Source organism: Streptomyces sp. HB132 (assembly GCF_016909575.1).
In the GTDB taxonomy this organism is placed as follows: domain Bacteria; phylum Actinomycetota; class Actinomycetes; order Streptomycetales; family Streptomycetaceae; genus Streptomyces.
Genome location: NZ_JAFBGA010000023.1, coordinates 41742 through 64376 on the forward strand (window position 1 = coordinate 41742; position 22635 = coordinate 64376).

Annotated in this window: 21 protein-coding genes; 13 read left to right on the forward strand and 8 right to left on the reverse strand. The window is 71.3% G+C overall.

The window, feature by feature from the left end; all coding sequences use genetic code 11:
* The first annotated feature begins 539 nt into the window (after positions 1-539).
* Positions 540-2051, forward strand: a complete 1512-nt coding sequence (locus JOC24_RS31130) for an FUSC family protein (protein ID WP_205023789.1) — start codon at positions 540-542, stop codon at positions 2049-2051.
* Between the two features lie 336 nt (positions 2052-2387).
* Positions 2388-3458, forward strand: a complete 1071-nt coding sequence (locus JOC24_RS31135) for a lactonase family protein (RefSeq protein WP_205023830.1) — start codon at positions 2388-2390, stop codon at positions 3456-3458.
* A gap of 110 nt (positions 3459-3568) precedes the next feature.
* Here the strand turns inward: JOC24_RS31135 and JOC24_RS31140 are convergent, their stop codons facing one another.
* Positions 3569-4492: a sirohydrochlorin chelatase gene (locus JOC24_RS31140; protein WP_205023790.1), complete on the reverse strand. Its 924-nt coding sequence runs from the start codon at positions 4490-4492 to the stop codon at positions 3569-3571.
* Positions 4493-4641: 149 nt separating this feature from the next.
* Complete coding sequence (locus tag JOC24_RS31145; protein WP_374104546.1) at positions 4642-5631, reverse strand: N-acetylglucosamine kinase; 990 nt, start codon at positions 5629-5631, stop codon at positions 4642-4644.
* A gap of 209 nt (positions 5632-5840) precedes the next feature.
* On the opposite strand from JOC24_RS31145, the gene JOC24_RS31150 reads away from it, so the two are divergent.
* From JOC24_RS31150 to JOC24_RS31165, 4 genes are all read left to right on the forward strand, one after another.
* A complete protein-coding gene (locus JOC24_RS31150) occupies positions 5841-6518 on the forward strand; it encodes a uracil-DNA glycosylase (protein ID WP_205023791.1) in 678 nt (225 codons plus the stop codon).
* A gap of 401 nt (positions 6519-6919) precedes the next feature.
* A complete protein-coding gene (locus JOC24_RS31155; protein WP_205023792.1) occupies positions 6920-8140 on the forward strand; it encodes a saccharopine dehydrogenase family protein in 1221 nt (406 codons plus the stop codon).
* A gap of 109 nt (positions 8141-8249) precedes the next feature.
* On the forward strand, positions 8250-9743 hold the full coding sequence (locus tag JOC24_RS31160; protein WP_205023793.1) for an APC family permease: 1494 nt from the start codon (positions 8250-8252) through the stop codon (positions 9741-9743).
* Position 9744: 1 nt separating this feature from the next.
* The gene (locus JOC24_RS31165) at positions 9745-10161 is read left to right on the forward strand and encodes a universal stress protein (RefSeq protein WP_205023794.1); all 417 of its coding nucleotides are present in this window, start codon (positions 9745-9747) and stop codon (positions 10159-10161) included.
* A 34-nt stretch (positions 10162-10195) separates the two neighbouring features.
* On the opposite strand, the gene JOC24_RS31170 is transcribed toward JOC24_RS31165, so the two are convergent.
* From JOC24_RS31170 to JOC24_RS31180, 3 genes are all read right to left on the reverse strand, one after another.
* A complete protein-coding gene (locus JOC24_RS31170; protein WP_205023795.1) occupies positions 10196-11281 on the reverse strand; it encodes a WD40/YVTN/BNR-like repeat-containing protein in 1086 nt (361 codons plus the stop codon).
* Between the two features lie 155 nt (positions 11282-11436).
* Positions 11437-11976 carry a GNAT family N-acetyltransferase gene (locus JOC24_RS31175; RefSeq protein ID WP_205023796.1) on the reverse strand — a complete coding sequence of 180 codons (540 nt, stop codon included), beginning with the start codon at positions 11974-11976 and terminating at the stop codon, positions 11437-11439.
* Positions 11973-13040, reverse strand: a complete 1068-nt coding sequence (locus tag JOC24_RS31180; RefSeq protein WP_205023797.1) for a LacI family DNA-binding transcriptional regulator — start codon at positions 13038-13040, stop codon at positions 11973-11975. The genes JOC24_RS31175 and JOC24_RS31180 overlap by 4 nt, the downstream gene beginning before the upstream one ends.
* Positions 13041-13255: 215 nt before the next feature.
* Between JOC24_RS31180 and JOC24_RS31185 the strand changes: the two genes are divergently transcribed.
* The 7 genes from JOC24_RS31185 (at position 13256) to JOC24_RS31215 (ending at position 20765) form a co-directional block, all read left to right on the forward strand.
* Positions 13256-14500, forward strand: coding sequence for an extracellular solute-binding protein (locus JOC24_RS31185; RefSeq protein ID WP_205023832.1), 1245 nt, complete (start codon positions 13256-13258; stop codon positions 14498-14500).
* Positions 14501-14502: 2 nt separating this feature from the next.
* Positions 14503-15432: a carbohydrate ABC transporter permease gene (locus tag JOC24_RS31190; protein WP_205023798.1), complete on the forward strand. Its 930-nt coding sequence runs from the start codon at positions 14503-14505 to the stop codon at positions 15430-15432.
* A gap of 4 nt (positions 15433-15436) precedes the next feature.
* Complete coding sequence (locus tag JOC24_RS31195; RefSeq protein ID WP_205023799.1) at positions 15437-16336, forward strand: carbohydrate ABC transporter permease; 900 nt, start codon at positions 15437-15439, stop codon at positions 16334-16336.
* Positions 16337-16388: 52 nt separating this feature from the next.
* Positions 16389-18791: a beta-xylosidase/alpha-l-arabinosidase gene (locus tag JOC24_RS31200; RefSeq protein ID WP_205023800.1), complete on the forward strand. Its 2403-nt coding sequence runs from the start codon at positions 16389-16391 to the stop codon at positions 18789-18791.
* 342 nt (positions 18792-19133) lie between these two features.
* Positions 19134-19538, forward strand: coding sequence for a hypothetical protein (locus tag JOC24_RS31205; protein ID WP_205023801.1), 405 nt, complete (start codon positions 19134-19136; stop codon positions 19536-19538).
* Between the two features lie 99 nt (positions 19539-19637).
* Complete coding sequence (locus tag JOC24_RS31210) at positions 19638-20366, forward strand: class I SAM-dependent methyltransferase (protein ID WP_205023802.1); 729 nt, start codon at positions 19638-19640, stop codon at positions 20364-20366.
* 24 nt (positions 20367-20390) lie between these two features.
* A complete protein-coding gene (locus JOC24_RS31215; RefSeq protein WP_205023803.1) occupies positions 20391-20765 on the forward strand; it encodes an ArsR/SmtB family transcription factor in 375 nt (124 codons plus the stop codon).
* Between the two features lie 132 nt (positions 20766-20897).
* Here the strand turns inward: JOC24_RS31215 and JOC24_RS31220 are convergent, their stop codons facing one another.
* The 3 genes from JOC24_RS31220 to JOC24_RS31230 form a co-directional block, all read right to left on the reverse strand.
* Positions 20898-21071, reverse strand: a complete 174-nt coding sequence (locus JOC24_RS31220) for a hypothetical protein (RefSeq protein ID WP_239581255.1) — start codon at positions 21069-21071, stop codon at positions 20898-20900.
* Positions 21072-21151: 80 nt separating this feature from the next.
* Complete coding sequence (locus JOC24_RS31225; RefSeq protein WP_205023805.1) at positions 21152-21877, reverse strand: HAD family hydrolase; 726 nt, start codon at positions 21875-21877, stop codon at positions 21152-21154.
* Between the two features lie 31 nt (positions 21878-21908).
* Positions 21909-22613 (reverse strand): phosphatase PAP2 family protein, encoded by a 705-nt coding sequence (locus tag JOC24_RS31230; protein WP_205023806.1) that lies wholly within the window; start codon positions 22611-22613, stop codon positions 21909-21911.
* Positions 22614-22635: the final 22 nt, after the last annotated feature.

Below are 22635 nucleotides of genomic sequence, written 5' to 3' on the forward strand. Positions count from 1 at the left end.
CCGGAGTCGAGCCCGGCCGGTTCGCGGCCGATTCCCGACCATTCCCCGGCCGATTCGCGGCCGACGGCCCCGCCGGTGGCCTTCGGCTGAAGGGAAGAGCGCGGCAGGGTATTCGTCGTGCAACGCAGGACAGGGAGCGAACGCGTCGATCCCCGGGTGCATCGCGGCGTCCGCACGCTCGGGCTCGTTCCGTACGGGTTCGGGGACGGCCGGAACCTCGAGATCCGTGCGGGTCTCCGTGGCTACGCGCCGGGTTCGGCGGCGCGGGCCGCAGCGATCGGACGGAGGTACCGGAGCCTCGGAGGCCGTCCTCGTCCTGCCGCGAGCGTCCTGTCGCGTGAGGTTGGTCCGTTGGCTCTGCCGTGGCACCACATGCTGACGTTATTCTGTGCCATTGGCACACAGGAACGGGTTCGAGTTGAACCACCAGCCCCCCAGGTGCTGAGATGAGTCAGTCAATGGCGCTGCGGGTCCCTCCGGGACCCATGTGGCGCCTTTCTCATGTCGGCGCTCTTCCACGGGCGAAAGGGCGGGGCAACTTGCTGAAGAGGGCGTTCGTCGCACCCGATCCGGGGCAGATGCGGCTGCGGTTCGCGTCCCGGGCCGTGCTCGGAATCGGGCTCGCCGTCGCGCTGTGCGGGGCGACCGGGCACTCGTTGGTCGCGGCCATCACCGGTGGCCTGGCCGCGCTGCTCGCGCTGTTCACGGTGACCGATCCGACGGTACGTGGACAGGCGACCACGACCGCGCTCCTCCCCGTCGTCGGTCTCCCGGTGCTCACGCTCGCCGCCGTGCTGCACGATGTGCCCGTCGCGCGCGACCTGGCGTTCCTCGCCGTCGTGGGCGCGGGGGTGTACGCACGGCGGTGGGGACCTCGCGGGCACTCGCTGGGTGTGTTCGGCTTCATGGCCTACTTCTCCGCCCAGTTCCTGCACACCGTGCCAGGTCAGCTGCCCGAGCTGTACGCGGCCGTGCTGCTGTCGCTCGTCGCGTCCTCGGTGGTGCGGTTCGGCGTGTGGTGCTACGAGCGGCGGTTCGCGGCACCCGTCGCAGTCGCCCTCCCCACCGAAGCGGCGGGGCTCCGGCGGATCACGACGCGGCAGGCCGTGCAGGCGGTGGTGGGGGCCGGGTTCGCGCTCGCCCTGGGGCAGCTGCTCTCCGACCAGCGGTGGTACTGGGCGGTCGGCGCCACCTGGTGGGTGTTCGTGGCCACGACCTCGCGGGGCGAGGCCGTCGTCCGCGGGTTCAGGCGGTTCCTGGGGACGGTGCTCGGGATCGGGCTGGGCTTCGCCGTGGCGATGCCCCTGCACCACGTGCCGATCGTGGCCGCCGTGGTCGTGGCGATGAGCGTCTTCGGGATCTTCTACACCGCCGCTGTCTCCTACACCTGGATGATGCTGGCCGTGACCGTGATGGCGAGCACGCTGTACGGGCTGCTCGGCGTGCTCGACGCGGGTCTGCTCGTACTGCGGGTCACCGAAACGGCTGTCGGGGCGCTCGGTGCCGTACTGGCGGTGCTGTTCGTGCTGCCGGTGACGACGCACTCGGTGACCGAGGCGTGGGTGGAACGGGCGCTGCGGTGCGTGCACACGTGCACGGCGGAGGCCGCCGCCCGGCTCGCCGGGAGCGAGGAGGCCGACCCGCCCCGGCGCGTCGGCGAACTGGAGGCGATCCTCGGCCGGGTACGACTGTCACTCGCACCGCTGGTTCATCCCCTCTACCCCATGAAGGCCCGCAAGCGACGGGCGCGGCAGGTGATCGCGCTGCTCGACGACTGCGCACGCGAGGTGCGCGGCCTGGCCTCCGTGGCCGCAGACCCGGAGGCCTCGCACGACGTCCGGCTCGCCGCGGCCTGCTGGCGGGTGGAGACCGCCGTCGAGGCCCTCACGGATGCGCCGTCCGTGGGGCAGCACCTTCGCCACGACAACGCGACGGCCACCGAGCCGACAGGCGGCGAGCCTGTGTTCGCCCACCTGCACGCGCTGGAGCGGGCCCTGCTCGAACTCGCCGTCCCCTTGCGGAGGCCCGGCCGGATTCCGGCCGGCGCCTGAGCGTCGCCGCGGCGGTACGGCCGAGTCCCGCCTCGGCCTCCGGGATCCGGGCGGGAACGATCGCGATGTGGCGATCGCCCTCCCGGTGGCCGGGGACGTTCTGCTTCGCGGAGTGCCTTCGCAGGGTGTCCGAGGGCTTCGGCCGCGCCGCGTGCGCCGCCGCCGCGCGCGACCCACTTCGTCACCCACCTCCCGCACGGCGTGCGCCGCGTGATTCCCGACGGACGCCCCCGCCGCGGAGGATCTCGCCCGTCGCCCCAACGGGTCCGGACTCGAAACCGCTGCCTGCTACCGTCGGCCGTGAAGATCGTGACGGACGTGAAGAGGGGTAGCGCGATGGGCGCCGACCACGCACAGCGGGCATTCATGGGGTCGTTCACCTCGGCGGGCGGCCGCGGCATCAGCGTCGCCGCCTTCGACCGTGACACCGGAGCGCTGTCCCTCCTCGCGTCCACGGACGCCGTGGCCGATCCGTCGTTCCTCGCGGTCGGCCGTGCCCCCGGAACGGGCGACGTCGTGCTGTACGCGGCCGGCGAGACCTCCGAAGGCACCGCCGCGGCCTTCCGTGTCGACGACGGAGGCGCGCCGCGGCTGATCGGTGAGGTGCGGCCGGTCGGCGGGGACAGCCCCACGCACCTGGCCCTCGCGGCCGGCCATCTGCTCACGGCCAACTACGGCTCCGGCAGCGTCACCGCGCTGCCCGTGCGGGACGACGGCTCACTCGGCCCGGCTACGGGCGTCCTCGGGCACGAGGGCCGCGGTCCCGACGAGGGCCGCCAGTCAGGCCCTCACGCGCACCAGGTGCTGGCCGATCCGTCGCGGAACTGGGTGCTGAGCGTGGACCTCGGTACGGACTCCGTGCGCGTCTGCGCCCTCGACCCCGAAAGCGGCTCGCTGCGACTGCACACCGAGACGGCGCTGCGACCGGGGACCGGGCCGCGGCATCTCGCCTTCCACCCGTCCGGCGAGCACGCCTACGTCCTGAACGAGCTGGAACCGACGATCACCGTGTGCCGCTGGGACGCGGCCGGAGGCGTGCTCGAACCGCTAGGGGAGGCACAGGTGCTGCCCCACGACCACGACGAGGACGGCGCTGTGCGTACGTACCCCTCGGAGGTGGTGGTCTCGCACGACGGGCGCTTCCTGTGGACCGCCAACCGCGGACACGACAGCATCTCCGTCCTCACGCTCGACGAGACGGCCGAGAAACCCGTTCTGGCGGCGGCGGTGGGCTGCGGTGGACGCTGGCCCCGCGACCTCACCCTCGACCCGTCGGGGCAGTGGCTGTACGCCGCCAACGAGCACTCCGGGAACGTCAGCTGGTTCGCCGTGGACGCCGGTACGGGAATCCCGGTGCACACGGGCTCCGTCGAGGTTCCGGCCGCATCCTGCGTGGTCTTCGCCTGACTCCCTCCCCACCGGGCGGGGGTGCCACGTCCGGGGAAGTGCCGACAGGTGGCCGCGACGGCGTGTGGGGTGGACCGGGGTGACCGGTCCACCCCACACCCGGCGGATCATCAGTGCGCCTGGGCTCCCTGCGGCGTCGCCGGGGTGATCCCCAGCGTCGTGGCGTACAGCGAGAGCACGAGCTTGCCGATGGCAGGGTACGCGCCGAGAGGCTCGGCCGTGGCGCAGCCGGCCTCCTTCGCGGCGGCGTCCAGCAGGCCGGCGTCGATCTCCGGGCCCACCAGGTACGGCGCGAGCGCGAGTTGCGCCGACCCGGAGTTCTGCAGCTGGGCGGCGATCGAGGCGACCGAACCCTCCACGTCCAGGGCCGCGGCCATCACGGGTACGGCGAGACGGGCGGCCAGCAGCATGCCGGTGATACCGGCGGCCTGCACGGCCTCCTCGCCGCCCACCGTGGCCAGCACGATGCCGTCGGCCGCGGTCGCCACGGTGAACAGCCGCGCACGGTCGGCACGCGCCAGACCGGCCTCCGAAAGGCGTACGTGCAACGCCTCGGCGAGCAGCGGGTGCGGACCCAGCACGTCGGTCAGCTCGGCCTGCGTGCCGCTGTCCATGACCGCCTGCCGTATGCGGCGGATCAGGGAGCTGTCCGGCCCCGCGAGCAGCGGCACCACGACGGCCGACGGGCCCGAGGGCTCGGCGACCTCACGGCCCGCGGCGGTGGCCTGCTCGTAGCGCGCGACGCGCTCCGCGGCGGCATGGGTGAGTACGGAGGAGAGCGTGGGATATTCGGCGTCGTCGCCGTCGAGATAACCGATCCGCGCATTCAGACCGGGCAGCTCGGAGCGGGCGATGCTGATGACCTCCTCGGCCAGGCTGCGCGAGGCCGGGGAAGGGGTACCGGGAAGGGCAAGAACGAGCGCGGCAGCGCCCTCAGGTGCGACCACGGGCTCCGGGCGGCGGTGCCGTCCGGACTGGCGAGGTCGCGGCATTCGTACAGGCAGGCCGGAAGCGGGCCCAGTGGGGGTGCTCATGGCGCCGCATGCTACTGGTTTTGGGTACCCCTCTGTTCGGGGAGGGGCCGGTCAGGCGTTATCTGTCCGTATATGTCTGCCGAGCGGCAAAGTAGGCATCTGACCTGCTCTGTCCGGACGGGCGATCGCTCGAATCGGCCCCGTTTCGCCTAGGTTACTCCCGGTACGAACAGGAGGGACGGGTGGAGCGGCAGTCGCAGCCCCGGACCGGCGAGCGCTCGCGCGATCTCCAGCGCGCCGTTCAGCGGGTCACCCTGCGCCGGGACCACGCGCGCCTGCGGGATCTGCTGTGCCAGCTCCTCGCGCAGCGGCCCGAGAAGAGGCTCGCCCATACGGAACAGGCCACCGGTGAGAGCGATCTCGCAGTCGTCGGGACGAGGTCCCGCGGCGCCGGGGCACACCGCCGCTGCCGCTTCGGCGATGTGTGCCGCGGCCTCCCGCAGGATTCCCGCCGCGACCTCGTCGGCGGCTGCGCATGCCCCGACCTCGGGTGCGAAGGAGGCCAGCAGCGCGGGGCGGTCCGTGCGCGGATAGAGCAGGCCCGGGAGGTCGGTGGCCGGTCCGAAGACCGCCTCGAGTCGCGCCAGCAGTGCGGGCGAGCCACCGCGCCGGCCGTCGTGGGCCCGCATCGCCGCATCGAGTCCGGCCCGGCCGATCCAGGCCCCGCCGCCGCTGTCGCCCAGCAGATGCCCCCAGCCGTCCGCCCTGCGCCAGGTCACCAGGTCGGTGCCGAGCGCGATCATGCCGGTGCCGCCCGCGACGACCGCGCCGGGCCGCTGCCCCAGTGCTCCGGCGTACCCGGTCACCGCGTCGGCGGCCAGCGCCACCCGGCGTACGCCCAGCTCGTCCGCGAGGGCGTCGGGCAGCCGGGCGCGCAGCTGGTCACCGAGGGTCGCCATGCCGGCGGCTCCGATCGCCGCGGCGGTGACGGCCGTCCCTGGTCCCACCTGCCCCAGCAGCCGGCGGACAGCGGGCAGCAGTTGTTCCATGAGGTGCCCGGCGTCGATGCCTTCCGGGCCCGTCCGTACGGGTTCGGCGCACACGGTGGTGGACGCGGGATGCCCCGCGTCCACCGGGCCGAGCGCCACGCGGAGCCCCGATCCCCCTGAATCCACCCCGAGGACGAGCGCGCCCGTCACGGCAGCCGCCCGTCCGCGGGCTCGGGACCGGTCGGCGGCCGGGTCACCGGAAGCAACGCGAACCGCCGACCCGCGGACGAATGCCTGCGGGATCTCATGGGGGACTCCGAAAGGGGGGAGGACTGGAGACGAGCGGCACCCTACCGCCCGAACCTGCTCCGTGGGGGCCTCATGATCACCCGGCCGTGTGGGCCGGTAGAGTGACGGCTGTGGCAGCGCGACCGTTGAGTGAACTTGTCGAGCCCGGCTGGGCCGAGGCGTTGGAGCCCGTGGCGGGCCGGATCGCGGCGATGGGTGACTTCCTCCGTGCCGAGATCGGAGCGGGCCGTACCTATCTGCCCGCGGGGCAGAACGTCCTCCGCGCCTTCCAGCAGCCGTTCGCCGACGTGCGCGTCCTGATCGTGGGTCAGGATCCCTACCCGACACCGGGCATGGCCATCGGGCTCAGCTTCGCGGTGGCGCCCGACGTGCGACGCCTGCCGGGCAGCCTGGAGAACATCTTCAGGGAACTGCACTCCGACCTCGGCCTCCCCCGGCCCTCCAACGGAGACCTGACACCCTGGACGCAGCAGGGCGTACTGCTGCTCAACCGGGCGCTGACGACGGCGCCCGGCAAACCCGCCGCCCATCGTGGCAAGGGCTGGGAAGAAGTGACGGAGCAGGCCATTCGCGCCCTGGCCGCACGGGGCAAGCCGATGGTGTCCGTGCTGTGGGGCCGGGACGCACGCAACGTGCGGCCGCTCCTCGGTGACCTGCCCGCGATCGAATCGGCCCATCCTTCCCCCATGTCGGCCGACCGCGGTTTCTTCGGTTCGAGGCCGTTCAGCCGTACCAACGAACACCTGGTGCACGCGGGGGAACAGCCGGTGGACTGGCGTCTGCCGTGAGCGGCGGGTGCGGCACGCGATGCGTCCCGCACCCGGGGACCGCGGCGGTGCATACCTTCTCGTTTCCGGGGCACGAGACCCTTTGGTACGAGCTCCGGCGGTGACCCCCCCTCCCGTCCGTGAGCACCCGGCCCCACCGGCACCCCCCCCGCCGGTGGGGCCGATCCTTTTCGGAATCGATGTGCGGGCCGGGGGCCGCGCCCCGGCGGCCTGACGCGGCGTGAGCCATGACGCCGGGAGCCCGTCCGGGTGGCGCCCGCGGTGCGGACACCCCGGGCGCGGGACACACCCGAAGGGTTCCCCGCCGCCGGGCGGACAGGCTGTTAGCGTCCCCACTCCACCGGACCGGCCGGCCCGGCCGCAGCCGTTGCGCGGCAGAAGTCGCAGAGGAGTGGTGTCCCATGCGTGTCCTCCTGGTCGGTGCGGGAGGGGTGGGCACGGCGATCACCGGGATCGCGGCCCGCCGGTCCTTCTTCGAGCACATGACGGTCGCCGACTACGACCTCGGACGGGCGGAGAGAGCCGTCGCCGCGCTCGTGGAACGGGGCGAGCGTTTCGGCGCGGTCCGGCTGGACGCCTCCGACCCCGTGGCCGTGCGCGCCGCGCTCGAGGAACACCGCTGCGACGTCCTGCTCAACGCCACCGACCCCCGGTTCGTCATGCCTCTGTTCGAGGCGGCGCTCGCGCACGGCGCGCATTACCTCGACATGGCCATGTCCCTGTCCCGGCCGCATCCTTCCCGACCGTACGAGGAGTGCGGGGTCAAGCTCGGGGACGCCCAGTTCGACCGGGCGCCGGAGTGGGAGGCGGCCGGACGTCTCGCACTGGTCGGCATGGGGGTGGAGCCAGGGCTCTCGGACGTGTTCGCCCGGTACGCCTCCGACGAACTCTTCGACGAGATCGAGGAGATCGGTATCCGCGACGGTGCCGACCTGACGGTGGAGGGCTACGACTTCGCACCGTCCTTCAGTATCTGGACGACCATCGAGGAGTGCCTGAACCCACCGGTCGTCTACGAGCAGGGGCGGGGCTGGTTCACCACCGCCCCCTTCAGCGATCCGGAGGTATTCGACTTCCCCGAGGGCATCGGGCCCGTCGAGTGCGTCAACGTGGAGCACGAGGAGGTGCTGCTCGTACCGCGCTGGCTGAAGGCCCGGCGCGTCACCTTCAAGTACGGGCTGGGCGACGAGTTCATCGGGGTGCTGCGTACGCTCCACAAGCTGGGTCTCGACCGTACGGAGCCCGTCCCGGTGAAGAGCGACGCAGGCCCCGCCAGGGTCTCGCCCCGTGACGTGGTGGCCGCATGCCTGCCCGACCCGGCCGGGCTCGGTGAGCGGATGCACGGGAAGACGTGCGCGGGCACCTGGGTCAAGGGCAGCAAGGACGGGCGCCCCAGAGAGGTCTACCTCTACCACGTGGTCGACAACCAGTGGTCGATGCGTGAATACGGCTCCCAGGCCGTGGTCTGGCAGACGGCGATCAACCCTGTTGCCGCGCTCGAACTCATCGCCGGCGGCCTCTGGGGCGGCAGCGGGGTGCTGGGACCCGAGGCCATGCCGCCGCGGCCCTTCCTCGACCTGCTGACGGAGTACGGGGCTCCCTGGGGCATCCGCGAGCAGTGACCGCCGACCGGACGGGCTCCCGCCGGACGTGCGCTCCCGCGGGTGTCTCCCTAGCATGTGGAAGGAAATATTCCGCCTGCTCTTCAGGCCAGTGACCGAGCGAGGGAGCATGGCAGAGGAAAGCGCCGGACCAGCATCACCGGCGAGCTTGAAGCCGAACGCGATCGGATTCGTCGACGCCCTGGTCATCGGACTGAACGCCACGTCCCCCGCCTACTCGGTGGCGGCCGTCATCGGCCCGATCGTGGCACTCGTGGGTATCTACGCACCCGGGACGCTCTTCGCCTCATTCGTACCGATGCTCTTCATCGCCTCGGCCTTCTACTACCTGAACAAGGTCGACCAGGACTGCGGGACGACATTCTCCTGGGTGACCCGGGCGATGGGGCCCTGGACCGGGTGGCTCGGCGGCTGGGCCATCGCCATGACCGGTGTGCTCGTGGTCGGGTCGCTGGCGGATGTCGCCGTCAGCTTCGGTCTGCTGGCCGTGGGCCTCGACAGCTGGGCCGAGAACGAGTTCGTGCGGCAGTTGCTCGCGGTGCTTCTGATCATCGTGATGACCGGGCTGTGCGTCATCGGGACCGAACTGTCGGCCAAGGTGCAGAACGTCCTCATCCTGGCGCAGGTGGCCTTCCTGATCATCTTCGTGATCGTCGCGCTCTACCGCGTCTACGCGGGCACGACATCCTTCGACTCCGTCAAACCCTCGGCCGAGTGGCTCAACCCCTTCGGAGCGGGTGGCGCGGCGCTCACGAGCGGTCTGCTGCTGGGCGTGTTCATCTACTGGGGCTGGGAATCGGCCGTCAACCTCACCGAGGAGGTCGAGGACTCCGCGAGCGCGCCCGGGAAGGCTGGTGTGTGGTCGACCGTCATCCTGCTGGTGACCTATCTGTCCGTCGGCTTCGCGGTCGTCGCGTTCGCCGGAACGGCGTACCTCGCGGACAACGCCGCCGAGGAGGAGTTCATCTTCGCGCTGCTCGCCGGCGAGGTGATGGGGGGCTGGGACTGGATCGTGCTGCTGGCCGTGGCGACGTCCGCGATCGCCTCGACCCAGACCACCATCATCCCGGCGTCGCGCACCGCGCTGTCGATGGCCCGCCGGCGGGCGCTGCCCGCTCACTTCGCCCATATCAGCCCCCGGTTCCGTACTCCCGACGTGAGCACGTGGTGGGTGGCCGCCATCGCCATCGCCTGGTATCTCGTCGTCAGCCAGATCAGCGAGAACGCACTCTTCGACTCGCTGACCGCGCTGTCCCTGCTCATCGCCTTCTACTACGCGCTCACCGGAGTGGCGTGCGTCGTCTACTACCGCCGCCATCTGACCGAGAGCGTGCGCAACTTCCTGCTCATCGGCCTCGGCCCGCTGGTCGGAGCCGGGCTGCTCACCTGGCTGCTCGTCCGGTCGGTCATGGATATGTCCGACCCGGCGAACTCCTACAGCGGAACCTCCTGGTTCGGGCTGGGCCCCCCGCTCGTCATCGGCATCGGCATCAGCCTGATCGGAGTCGTGCTCATGGTGGTGCTGCGGTTCCGGTCGCCGTCCTTCTGGGCCGAACGCCGTGGCGTCGTCGACCCGGACCTCGTACGCGGCAAGGAGACCTGAGATGTCCGTGGTCCTCGGGTACGACGAGTCACCCGGCGCCGCACGCGCCCTGCGGACGGCGATCGAGGTGGCCGCCGCGTACGGCGAGCCGCTCGTCCTGGTCTACGGCGCGGCACCGCCCGGACCCACCGGCGAGGAGTACCGCGCTCACTACGACGCGATCCGCCAGGCGGGGCGCGCGGGGCTGGAACACGCGCTCGCCGCGGCCGAGGAGGCCGGTGTGCCGACCACGGTCGAGGTCATCGACATGAGCCCGGCACAGGCGCTGATCGAAGCCGCCTCGCGCCACGGGGCGAGGGTCATCGTGGTGGGGACCTGGGGCGAGAGCCCGATTCGTGGGGCGCTGCTCGGCTCCACCCCGCACAAACTCCTGCACCTGTCGACCGTTCCGGTGCTGTGCGTCCCGACCGAGGTCTGATCGGACGGGGGCCGGGACGCGACGACCCCTCCGGTCAGCCCAGCACCGCCGCCCGCACGCACAGCACGTCCGGCAGGTGTGAGACGAGCTGCTGCCAGCTGTCGCCGTCGTCCGCGCTCGCGTACACCTCGCCGTTGCGGTTGCCGAAGTAGACCCCTGCCGGGTCGGCGTCGTCCGTGCAGAGCGCGTCACGAAGCACTGTGCCGTAGTGATCACCGTCCGGGAGACCCTGTGTGAGCGGCTCCCAGGACTCTCCGGCGTCCCTCGTGCGGAACACCCGGCAGCGGTGCCCGGCCGGCACACGGTCCGCGTCGGCGTTGATCGGGAAGACGTAGAACGTGTCCCCGCGATGCGGGTGCGCCGCGGCGGCGAAGCCGAAGTCCGAGGGCAGACCCGCGCCGATGTCCTTCCAGTGCTCCCCGGAGTCGTCGCTGCGGAACACGCCCCAGTGGTTCTGCAGATAGAGCCGGTCGGGGTCCGCCGCGTCCCGGGTCACCTTGTGCACGCACTGGCCGAACTCGGGGTCCGGGTCCGGCAGGAACACGGCGGAGACGCCCTTGTTGGCAGGGGTCCAGCGCTCGCCGCCGTCCCTGGTGCGGAAGACCCCCGCGGTGGAGACGGCGACGGTCACCGCTCCGGCGTCCCGCCGGTCCGTCAGGATGGTGTGCAGTCCCTCGCCACCGCCGCCCGGGACCCACTTGGACCGCGTCGGGTGTTCCCACAGCGGCCGGACCAGCTCGAAGGACTCGCCCCGGTCGTCGGACCGGAACAGCGCCGCGGGCTCGGTCCCCGCGTACACGACGCCGGGGGCCTCGGGGCCGGCGGGATGCAGCTGCCACACGCGCTCCAGCGACGCCTCCGTGAACTGCGGGAACTTCACCGCGGGCCGCTTCGGTTCGACCCAGGTCGCTCCCAGGTCGTCGGAGTGGAAGACCGACGGGCCCCAGTGCGCGCTGTCGCCGCCGACCAGCAGCCTGGGCTCGTCGCCGCGGGTGTCGATCGCGATGGAGTAGATCGCCTGCGCGTTGAAATGCGGATCGCCGAACGTCCATGAGCCGCCGTGTCTGCGACCGATGAAGAGTCCTTTGCGCGTGCCTACGGTGAGCAGAACATCGGTCATGAGTGGACCTCCCGAGACGCCGTTGTGCCGGACGGGCCCAGTCTGCACCCCGCCACTGACAGTGCCCGGGACATGCGGGTCGGCCCAGGTCGGAGCGGTCGCGGCAAGCACACCGGGGCCCGGGCACGCCTCCGCGGCGGGTGTGCCCGGGACGTCTACGGCGTCCCGCTGCCGGGCTGTTGCTCCCGGGACTCCTCGCGGGCGCGGACCAGCAGCCGCGTCGTGCTCCCGTCCGCCTCGGATATGTCCCGCACGTGCCGGAAGCCGATACGGCGCAGCAGCGCCAGGGAGGCAACGTTCTCCGCGGCGACCGTGGCGTACACGTCGCGCAGTCCCAGTACGCCGAATCCGTAGTCCACGAGTGACCCGGCCAGTTCGGTGCCGAGCCCCCGCCCCCAGGCGTCGGGGGCCAGGGCGTAGATGATCTCGTGCCCGCCGGACTCCGGGGTGGGTTTGATCTCGGCGTGGCCCACCGTCGTGCCGTCTTCGCGGACCACCCACACGTCGAAGAGGTCCCGGGCGTACACCTTGCTGAAGAGCCGCCCGAAGACGGCGCGGTCCTCCGCCTCCGCGCAGGGGCCGTCGCCCATCCAACGGGACACCCGGGCGTCCTGGAACAGGGCGACGAACTCCTCCTCGTCGCACGGCGTGTACGGGGTCAGCAGCAGCCGTGCCGTTCGCAGTTCCGGAGTCACGGGCCGCCCGTCGACGGCGGGGCCGTGCTGCTGCGGACGACCAGGCTCGTGGCCAGGTCGACCCGGGTGGTCGCCGGCTGCTTGCCCCGGCCCAGGTCGAGGACCAGGCGGGCCGCGGTCTCCGCCATCTCCACGAGCGGCTGGCGCACCGTGGTGAGCGGCGGTCCGATCCAGCGGGTGAGCGGCAGGTCGTCGAAGCCGACCACACTGAGGTCCTCCGGGATCCGCAGACCCAGCTCGCGCGCGGCCTCGTAGACGCCGAGCGCCTGCAGGTCGTTCCCCGCGAAGACGGCCGTGGGCGGTTCCGGGAGCCGGAGCAGTTCCAGGGCGGCCCTGTAGCCGTCCTCGTGGTTGAACTCGCCCTCCCGCACGAGCGCCGGGTCCATCGGAACACCCGAGGTCTCCAGCGCGGCGCGGTAGCCGTCCAGCCGGGCGCGGCTGCACATCATCCGGGCAGGCCCGCCGATGACACCGATCCGCCGGTGGCCCAGACCCGTCAGGTGGCGGGTGGCGGCAAGGCCGCCCTGCCAGTTGCCCGCCCCGACCGACGGGATGTCGTCCCCGGGGTCGCCCGCCGGATCGACGACGACGAAGGGGATGGAGCGGCTGGTCAACTGGGCGCGCTGCGACGCGTCGAGGTCCGAGAGCACCAGGATCACTCCGGCCGGGCGGCGGGCCAGGACGCCGTCCACCCAGGTCTGGCCGGGGGTGAGCCGGCCGGCACTCTCCGAGAGGACCAGGCTCAGGCCCTCGTCCCTCGCGACGTTCTCGACGCCCCGGACGACCTCCATCGCCCACGCGCTGTCCAGCTCGTGGAAGACCAGGTCGATGAGCCTGGACTGCTGGGAGGCGCCACGCCTGCGGCGGTAGCCGTGCCGCAGCAACAGCTCCTCCACCTTCGTGCGCGTACCCGGGGCGACATCGGCTCGGCCGTTCAGCACTTTCGAAACTGTCGGCGCCGAAACTCCGGCTGCTCGGGCGATCTCCGCCAGCGTGGCGGTGCTCTCCGGCGACTCGTCGACGGACGCCTTCTCCTGTTGGGGCCGGACCTTTGCAGGGCTCATGCACGAATCGTAGCTCGCCCGGGGGCCCGCATCGCGGTCCGGGCAAGGTTCGTACATCGTTGCTCCGGCCCTCTTGACGGGCCCGAAACGCGACCGTACGGTTCCGGCAACATTCGATATGCAAGCCGAAACATTCGACAGAGGGTGCGGTCATGCGGTCGGGGATATTCACTCAGGGCACACGTACGACGAGATGGGTCGCGGCCGGCGCCGCGATGGTCATGGCCGGCCTGCTGGCCGGCTGCGGCTCCGGGGACAGCGGCGGCGACAGCGGAACCATCACCGCCTACGTCTACGGCGACGACGCGGTCAAGGTCCAGCAGGCCGCGGTCGACACGTTCAACAAGACCTCCGAGGTCAAGGTGAAGCTGGTGTCGGTCCCCGGTACCGACTACGTGAACAAGCTGCGCAGCGCCATGGGCTCGCCCAGTGCCCCGGACGTCTTCTTCAACTGGGGCGGCGGTTCCATCAAGCCGTACGTCGACTCCGGGAACCTGGTCGACCTCACGTCGACGATCGAGGGCGACGCCACGCTGAAGGACGGCTTCCTTCCCTCGATCATGACGGCCGGCGGTCTCGAAGGGCGGGTCTACGGGGTGCCCATGCGCGGCATGCAGCCCGTGATGCTCTTCTACAACAAGGCGCTCTTCGCCGAGCACGAGATCGAGCCCCCCAAGACCTGGGAGGATCTCCAGACGGCCATCAGGACCTTCAAGGCCGCCGGTATCACCCCCTTCGCGCTCGGCGGCTCCGACAAGTGGCCCGAACTGATGTGGATGGAGTACCTGCTGGACCGGATCGGCGGCCCGGAGGTCTTCAAGAGGATCCAGGACGGCGACACGGAGGGCTGGGGCGACCCGGCGGTGCTCAAGACGGCGCAGACCGTCAAGGAGCTGATCGACGACGGCGCGTTCGGCAAGAACTTCAACTCCGTCGACTACGGCAACGGGGGAGCCCCGACCCTGCTGAACAAGGGCAAGGCCGCCATGCACCTCATGGGCTCGTGGGAGTACTCGACCCAGCTGGGCAAGGCCCCCGAGTTCGCCGAGAGGGACCTGGGCTGGACCGCGTTCCCGACGGTCGCCGGCGGGGTGGGGGACCCCACGAACGTCGTGGGCAACCCCACCAACTACTGGTCGGTCAACGCCAGGACCAAGCACAAGGACACCGCCCTCGCGTTCCTGAAGGCGATGGCGTCGAAGTCCTACGCCCAGTCCCTCGTCGACAACGGTGACGTACCCACCACGTCCAACGCGGCCTCGATGCTGAGCGGTTCACCCAATCCCGAGTTCGCCGCCTACCAGTACGAGATGGTGCAGGAGGCCCCGAGCTTCACCCTCTCGTGGGACCAGGCACTCGAAGCCCAGTACGCCACACCACTGCTCACGGAGATCAGCAAGCTGTTCGCCGCGAAGACCACCCCCGAGCAGTTCGTCGCAGCGATGAAGGCCGCCAAGTAACGATGTCCCACCACACTCCGGTCGTGAAGAGGCGCGGGAACGGGAGGGCGGCCGTCGGCGACACCGGCCGCCCGCCGGTCGCCTGGGCCCTCCCCGGCATCCTCTTCTTCGCCGTCTTCGCGATCGTCCCCCTGACGATCGCCGTCTATCTCTCCTTCTGCGAATGGGACGGGCTCAACTCCCCGACCCTTACCGGCCTGGACAACTGGACCCGGCTGTTCAAGGACTCCGAGTTCGGCCGGGCCGCCTGGCTGAGCCTGCTCCTCACCACGATCAGCTGGGTCTTCCAGACCCCGGTGGCCCTGCTGCTGGGCGTCTGGGCGGCCGGCCGCCGACGCAGCCGCGCGTTCCTCTCCGCGATCTTCTTCATCCCGCTGCTGCTCTCCACCACCGCCATCGCGATGCTGTTCCACGCCCTGCTGGATCCCAACTTCGGTGTGATCCGGACGATCGGACCCTGGCTCGGCATCGATCCCAACGTCATGGGGTCGTCCACCGGCGCCCTGCTCGTCGTGGCGTTCGTCGGCGGGTGGCAGTTCATGCCCTTCCACACGCTCATCTACCAGGGCGGCGCCCGGCAGATCCCGGAGGTCCTCTACCAGGCCGCGTCCATCGACGGTGCGGGCATGGTGCGGCAGTTCTTCCACATCACGCTGCCGCAACTGCGGCACACGATGACGACCTCGTCGGTGCTGATGATCGTAGGCTCGCTGACCTACTTCGACACCGTGCTCATCATGACCAAGGGCGGTCCCGGTACGGACACGACGATCCTGCCCTACCTGATGTACCGGACGGGTTTCCAGACGTACGACCTCGGCTACGCGGCTGCCGTCGCCACCGCACTCGTCGTGGTGGCCACCAGCATCTCGCTGATCATGGTCCGCCTCAGTGGCTTCGGGTCCATGAGGTCCACCCGGGAAGGTATGTGACGCGATGTCGACCGACACCCGCCCCACAGCGCCGCCGCGCCGCGCCGCTCCCATCGCGCCGCGCGCCCGCCGTACGGGCCGACCACGCAGGTCCCTGGGCAACCCGGTGGCCGGCATCGGTTCGCTCATCTGGCTGGTCATCGTTCTGGTGCCGCTCTACACGCTGGTCTCCGCGTCGCTGATGCGCCAGGACGAGGCCCTGAACGGCGACCCGCTGGCGATCCCCACCGATCCGACACTCGAGAACTACGGCACCGTGCTGAACAGCGGGTTCCTGACGCTGATCGGCAACACGGCGATCGTCGCCGTGGCCACGGTCGCCATCGTGCTGGTGCTCTCCGTCCCGGTCGCGTACGTGGCGGTGCGCACCCGCAGCCGCCTCTCCTCGCTCGCCTTCCGGACCTTCCTGCTGGGCGTGGCGATCCCGGCGCAGGCGGTGATCGTGCCGCTCTATCTCATGATCGGCGAGATGGGGCTGTACGACACGCTGTGGGCGATCATCCTGCCCACGGCCGCCTTCGCGATGCCCGTCGCGGTCCTCGTGCTCAGCGGCACCATGCGCGACGTCTCCGAGGAGATGTACGAGGCGATGGCCCTCGACGGCGCCTCGTCCGTGCGCATGCTGTGGCAGCTCGCGGTGCCGATGTCCAAGGCGGGGATCAGTACGGTGGCGATCTTCTCCGCCCTGCAGGCGTGGAACGGCTTCCTGTTCCCGCTGATCCTCACGCAGTCGGAGGAGCAGCGCGTGCTGACGCTGGGACTGTTCAACTTCATGAGCCAGTTCGGAGTGAACATCCCCGCGGTACTGGCAGCGATCGTCCTCTCCGTCATCCCCATCTTCGCCGTGTACCTCGTGGCCCGGCGGGCGCTGATCGACGGACTGATGGGGGTGGGCGGCAAGTAGCACACGGACGCCGCCCCGGACCACCGCACTCATGAGAGGAACCCCTGCCGCCATGGCAATCCACCCCGCCCCGCAGGCCCGCCGGGCCGACACACCCCCCGCCGTCGACGGCCCGTGGCGCGATGCTTCGCTCAGCCCCGAGGTGAGGGTGGCCGACCTGGCCGCCCGGATGACACTCGAGGAGAAGGCCGCCCAGCTGTACGGAATCTGGGTGGGTGCCGACGCGGAGGGCGACGGAGTCGCGCCGCACCAGAACGACATGGTCGACCCGGTCGACTTCGAGGACATCACCACCCGCGGACTCGGCCAGCTCACCCGGCCGTTCGGCACCGCCCCGGTGGATCCGGGCATCGGCGCCGTGTCGTTGGCCAGGGCCCAGGCCAGGATCGCCGGAGCGGGCCGGTTCGGTATCCCGGCGCTGGCCCACGAGGAGTGCCTGGCCGGCTTCACCGCCTGGGGTGCCACCGCATATCCGGTGCCGCTCGCCTGGGGCGCGGCCTGGGACCCGGAGCTGGTCACCGAGATGGCGTACCGGATCGGCAGTGACATGCGGTCCGTCGGTGTCCACCAGGGCCTCGCCCCGGTACTGGACGTGGTCCGGGACCTGCGCTGGGGCCGTGTCGAGGAGACCATCGGCGAGGATCCCTACCTGGTCGCGACCATCGGTACGGCGTACGTCCGGGGCCTGGAGTCCTCCGGGATCGTCGCCACGCTCAAACACTTCGCGGGCTACTCCGCCTCGGCCGGTGCCCGCAACCTCTCGCCGGTACGGGCCGGTGCCCGGGAGATGGCCGACGTCATCCTGCCGCCGTTCGAGATGGCGGTCCGTGAGGGCGGCCCCCGCTCGGTGATGCACTCGTACGCCGAGATCGACGGAGTCCCTGCCGCCGCCGACCCGACGCTGCTGACCGGACTCCTCAGGGACACCTGGGGGTTCACCGGCACGGTCGTCGCCGACTACTTCGGCATCGGCTTCCTGGAGAACCTCCACAGGGTGGCCGCGGGCCGCGGCGACGCCGCCCGACTGGCTCTGACGGCCGGCGTCGACGTGGAGCTGCCCACCGTGCGCTGCTACGGGGACGAGCTGGTCGCCGCAGTACGCGACGGCCTCGTGGCCGAGGAACTGGTGGACCGTGCCCTGCACAGGGTCCTGCTGCAGAAGTGCGAGCTCGGCCTGCTCGATCCGGACCGGCAGGGAATGCCCACCGCCCTGCTGGGGGTGGATCCGGAACAGGCGCGCGGCACGGTGAATCTGGACCTGCCGCAGAACCGTGCGCTGGCCCGGCTGCTCGCCGAGCGGTCCTGCGTGCTGCTGGCCAATCCCGAGGCGGCCCTTCCGCTGAGCGGCACCGGACGCATCGCGGTCGTGGGGCCCCGCGCCGACGACCCGCTGGCCATGCTCGGCTGCTACTCCTTCCCGAGTCACGTCGGGGTGATGCACCCGAAGACGCCCATGGGCATCGAGGTGCCGACGGTGCTGGAGGCGCTCCGTGAGGAGTTCCCCACTGCGGCCGTCGACCACGCGCAGGGCTGCGACGTGGACGGGACGGACGCCGATGGCATCGCGGGCGCCGCCGCCCTGGCGGCCGGGGCGGACGTCTGTGTGGCCGTCCTCGGTGACCGGGCCGGGCTGTTCGGCCGCGGCACCTCCGGCGAGGGCTGCGACGCGGCAGACCTCGCGCTGCCCGGTCTCCAGGGTGAGCTCCTGGACGCGCTGCTCGCGACCGGCACCCCGGTGGTACTCGTGCTGCTGACGGGACGTACGTACGCGCTCGGCGGGCGGGCGGACCGGTTGGCCGGCTGCGTGCAGGCGTTCTTCCCGGGTGAGGAGGGCGGACCGGCGCTCGCGGGTGTGCTCTCGGGGCGGGTCAACCCCTCCGGGCGCCTGCCGCTGGGCGTGCCCAACGGCCCGGGCGGTCAGCCGTGGACCTATCTGCAGCCGCCGCTCGGCCGGGCCAACGGGGTCAGCAACCTGGACCCGACCCCGCTCTACCCCTTCGGACACGGGCTCTCGTACACCTCGTTCGTCTGGGAGGCGGGCGACGACGTGGCCGCCGAACTCCCCACCGACGGCGAGACCGACCTCGCCATCACGGTCCGCAACACCGGGGACCGCGACGGGGCCGAAGTGGTCCAGCTCTACGTCCACGATCCGGTCGCCCAGACCACGCGCCCCGAGGCCCGGCTGATCGGATACGCCCGGGTGCCGCTCGCCGCCGGGGAGTCCCGCAGGGTCGGCTTCCGCTTCCACCCCGACCTGGTCTCCTTCACCGGGGCGGGCGGGCGGCGGATCGTCGAGCCCGGCGATCTCGAGCTGCGCTTCGCCACGTCCAGCGACGTGGCGGACGTGAAACACACCGTGCGGCTGCGTCTCACCGGACCTGAGCGCACCGTCGACCACCGGCGGCACATGGTGTGCGCTCCGTCGCTCGGCGCGCCCCTCACATCGAAGTGACGCCGCCCGGGGGCCGCGGCCCCCGGGCACCTCGGCCCCGCGCTCCCGTCCACGTGCGCGGGGCCGGCTTCGAAACTTTCGAAGGCCGCCCCTGCCCGATCGCTCCCCGTCCGTGTCCGTACGCACACCGGCCGGTCGAGCCGGCAAGGGAACGGCACCGACCGCACCGGCACCGCGCGTGGACCGGCCCGGCAGGCACGCACGCCGTGGAATTCCGGATGGCCGGTCCGACCGTGGTACTCCAGAACCTCATGGTGGACACCGGCGGCATCGGGCCCAGCGGCCCTCCCGCCGGACAGTCTCCGGCCGAGCTGACCGGAGCGGGACGAGGAGGCGGCAGTGATGAGCATCGAGATCCGGGACACCGAGGGACGCGGTGCGGCGCTGGAAGTGGCCCCCGGGGGTGCGGACGGGCCCGACCAGGTCGCGATCCGGATCGGGGACACCTCCGCGCACGCCTCCTGGACCTGCACTCCCGCGGCGGCCAGGGAACTGGCCGCCGCGCTCGTCGCGGTGGCCACCGAAGCGGAGAACGCGCGATCGGCGGAGCCCGTCACCGTCAAGGCGCGTGAGCTGCTGCGCGGCGACGTACGGGACGTGGACAGGCTCATGACGGTGGAGTCCGTCAGGACCGACGGGGAGAACGTCCAGGTGACCTGGACATCCGGAAGCGGACGCAGCTGGAGCCAGATGTACGCGGCCGACGCCGACATCCGGCTCCGGCGCAGGCTGCGCCAGGGCGGATGAGGCGGGGCCGCACGCGCGGCTGTTCGGGCGACCCCGCGATCCGCCCGAACAGCGCCGCCACGCGCCGTGCCGACGCGACTGTGGGTACGCTGAGCGGCGATGTTCACTCCCCAGGGCCCCACGCTGCGCGAACTGGCCGTACAGGCGTTCTCCTCGACGATGCGCGGATACGACCTGCTCGCCCCGAAGTTCGACCTGACGCCCTACCGGACCCCGGACCGGGTACTCGAAGCCCTCACCGACACGGTGCGGCCCCTGGGGCCGTTCGAACGGGGCCTGGACGTCTGCTGCGGCACCGGAGCGGGGGTGGGCGTGCTGCGCGGGTTGTGCCAGGAGCGGGTCACCGGCGTCGACTTCAGCGTCGGCATGCTCGACGTCGCCCGGGCCGCGCACACCGGTGACCCCGGTGGGCCGACGGTGGACTGGGTCCGGGCCGACGCACTGGCGCTGCCGTTCGAGGGCGCCTTCGACCTGGCCCTGAGCCTCGGTGCGTTCGGCCATTTCCTGCCCAAGGAACGCCCCGAGCTGTTCGACCAGGTGTACGAGGCGCTGCGGCCCGGCGGACTGTTCGTCTTCCCGGTGGGTGCGCCGCCCGCGGTGGGCTCCCGCGCCTACTGGTCGCTGCTCGGCTTCGACCTGGCCATGCGGGCGCGCAACGCGCTGTGGCGTCCGCCCTTCGTCATGTACTACCGCACGTTTCCGTTGGCCGACGTGGTGGACGACCTCGTGGGGACCGGATTCACGGTGCGGTTGCTGCCGATGCGGGAGTTCGGCCGGAGGCCTGACGGCAGCCCTCGCGTCCGGCTCGTGGTGGCCGCGCGTGGATAGGTCCACGACGCCTCTCGTAGACTGATGGCCCCTGTGCGAAGTGGAGCCACCGTGACGACGAACGCCGCCCGTGTGCTCGCACACCCCTCGCGGGACGAGATCCGCGTCGAGGGCGTTCTCCATGCGCTGTCGGATCCGATCAGGCTCCGCATCGTGCGCCAACTGGCGGCCGGGGCCGACGAGCAGGCATGCTCCCGCTTCGATCTCCCGGTGTCCAAGTCCACCACCACGCACCACTTCAAGGTGCTCCGTGAGAACGGCGTGATCGCCCAGTTCTACCGAGGCACGGCCAAGCTGAGCTCCGTGCGGACGGATGACCTGGACGCCCTCTTCCCCGGCCTGCTGGACAGCGTTCTCGGCGGTGCGGACCTGCAGGCCGAGCGCCTCCGCCAGGTCTGACGCGTTCCCGCCGCCGCCCGGCAGGGCACATTTATCTCATTGACCCGTGGGCGGCGCGGGGAGATGCTTGAGCCCTGATTCCGGCGATGCGGGGGATCGCCGGAATCAGGGCCAGGACCTCGCGTGGGTATCTCAGACGGCCGGGCGCACGCTCGTACCCGAGGCCGTGGCCCACTCCACCAGCAGGCGCTGGTACTCCGTCTCGTCGTCCGCGGACAGGAGTCCGCCCGCCCGCTGCCACAGGGTGCGGATCTCTTCGTTGACCACGGATGCGGGGCGCACGGCGACGGACGGGTTCGGGGACATGCCCACCAAGCTAGACCCCGGCGGGGCGCTCGTACCCCCTCAGAGGCAGGGACATCCCTCACACCTCCTCCCGGAATTCTTCACGAGCGGACCCCGTCGGTCCGCTCCTCGGCACGTTTCAGCAGGTCGAGCGCCCGTAGCCCGTCCGGCCGCTCCGCCACCGGCAGGTGGTCGACGAAACGCACCTCACAGCCCAGGGCTGCCGCGCCGCCGTCGGCGTGGCGGTCGTCCCCGACCATGACCACGTCCGCGGGATCGCACTCCAGCAGCGCGCACGCCGTACGGAACAGGCGCGGATCCGGCTTGGCGACGCCGTGCTCGTAGGACAGGACGTAGGCGTCGACCAGCTCGTCCAGGCCGTGCGCGCGGAAGACGGGGCGCAGGTCCCAGCCGATGTTGCTCACGACACCGACCGCTGTTCCGTCACGCCGCAGCCCACGGAGCACGTCCTCGGCATCGGGGTACGGCTGCCAGGCGGCGGGACTCATGTGGCGGTCGTACAGATCGTCGTACAGGCCCGGGTCGGGAAGGGCCGCCTCGCGGGCCAGACCCGTGTACGCCTCCCTGTGCAGCGGCGCGCTGCCGTCGCGCGCGTCCCACGCGGTGGCCAGTGACGGCGGAATCCGCTCCGGCTGCGGGCCGCCGGGCAACGCCCCGGCCTTCGTCAGGTCCCGCGCGTAGCGTTCGAAGTCGGTCTGCTCCACGACTGTGCCCCGCGCGTCGAGGACGGCCCGCAGCCAGGCGTCGACGGATTCGATGCGGAAGAGGGTCCCGGAGAAGTCGAAAAGTACGCCCTTGGTCTTCATGGAGACGATCATCCTCGTTCCCGGTGAGGGCCTACAAGGGGGAGCCCTCGTCACAGGCCTGCCGACGGAGGCGCCGGGTGTACGCGGTGTGTCCGGCCACGGAGAGCGTGACCACCGTTCCTCCCAGCAGGACCCCGCCCACCACGTCACTCAGCCAGTGAACGCCCAGGTAGACCCGCGTGAAGGCCACTCCGGCCACCGAGACCAGGGCGATCACCGCCGAACCCCACCACAGCGCCGGCGGCGCGTCGTGCAGGCGCAGCAGCCACACGAGGAGCCCGCAGGTCACCGCCGCGGTCATCACATGACCCGAGGGGAAGGCGGCGTAGTGCGCCGAGTCCACCGGGTCGAGCCACTGCGGACGTTCCCGGCCCACAGCGGCCTTCAGGCCCTGCTGTACGAGCGTGGCGAGCAGGCTGGTCGCGGCGACCCACCCGGCGAGCAGCCGTGAGCCGCGCCACCACAGGGCGATCACCACGACGGCGGTCAGCACGCGCATCGTCCATGGGTCCCACACCCAGTCCGTCAGCACCCGGTTGGCGTGGACCAGTGTCGGTTCGGTCACCGCCCTGCGGTGCAGCGCCTCGGCCACCGTGGTGTCCAGCGACATCAGGGGTGACCAGCGCACCGAGACCAGCACCAGGAGAACGGCGGACAGCGACGCGAACACGAGGCCCGAGGCCAGGAAGGGCAGCCGGGTGGCACGCGCAGGAGGAGGAAGAGGAGGGGGACACATGGGACGATCCTCGTTCATGATC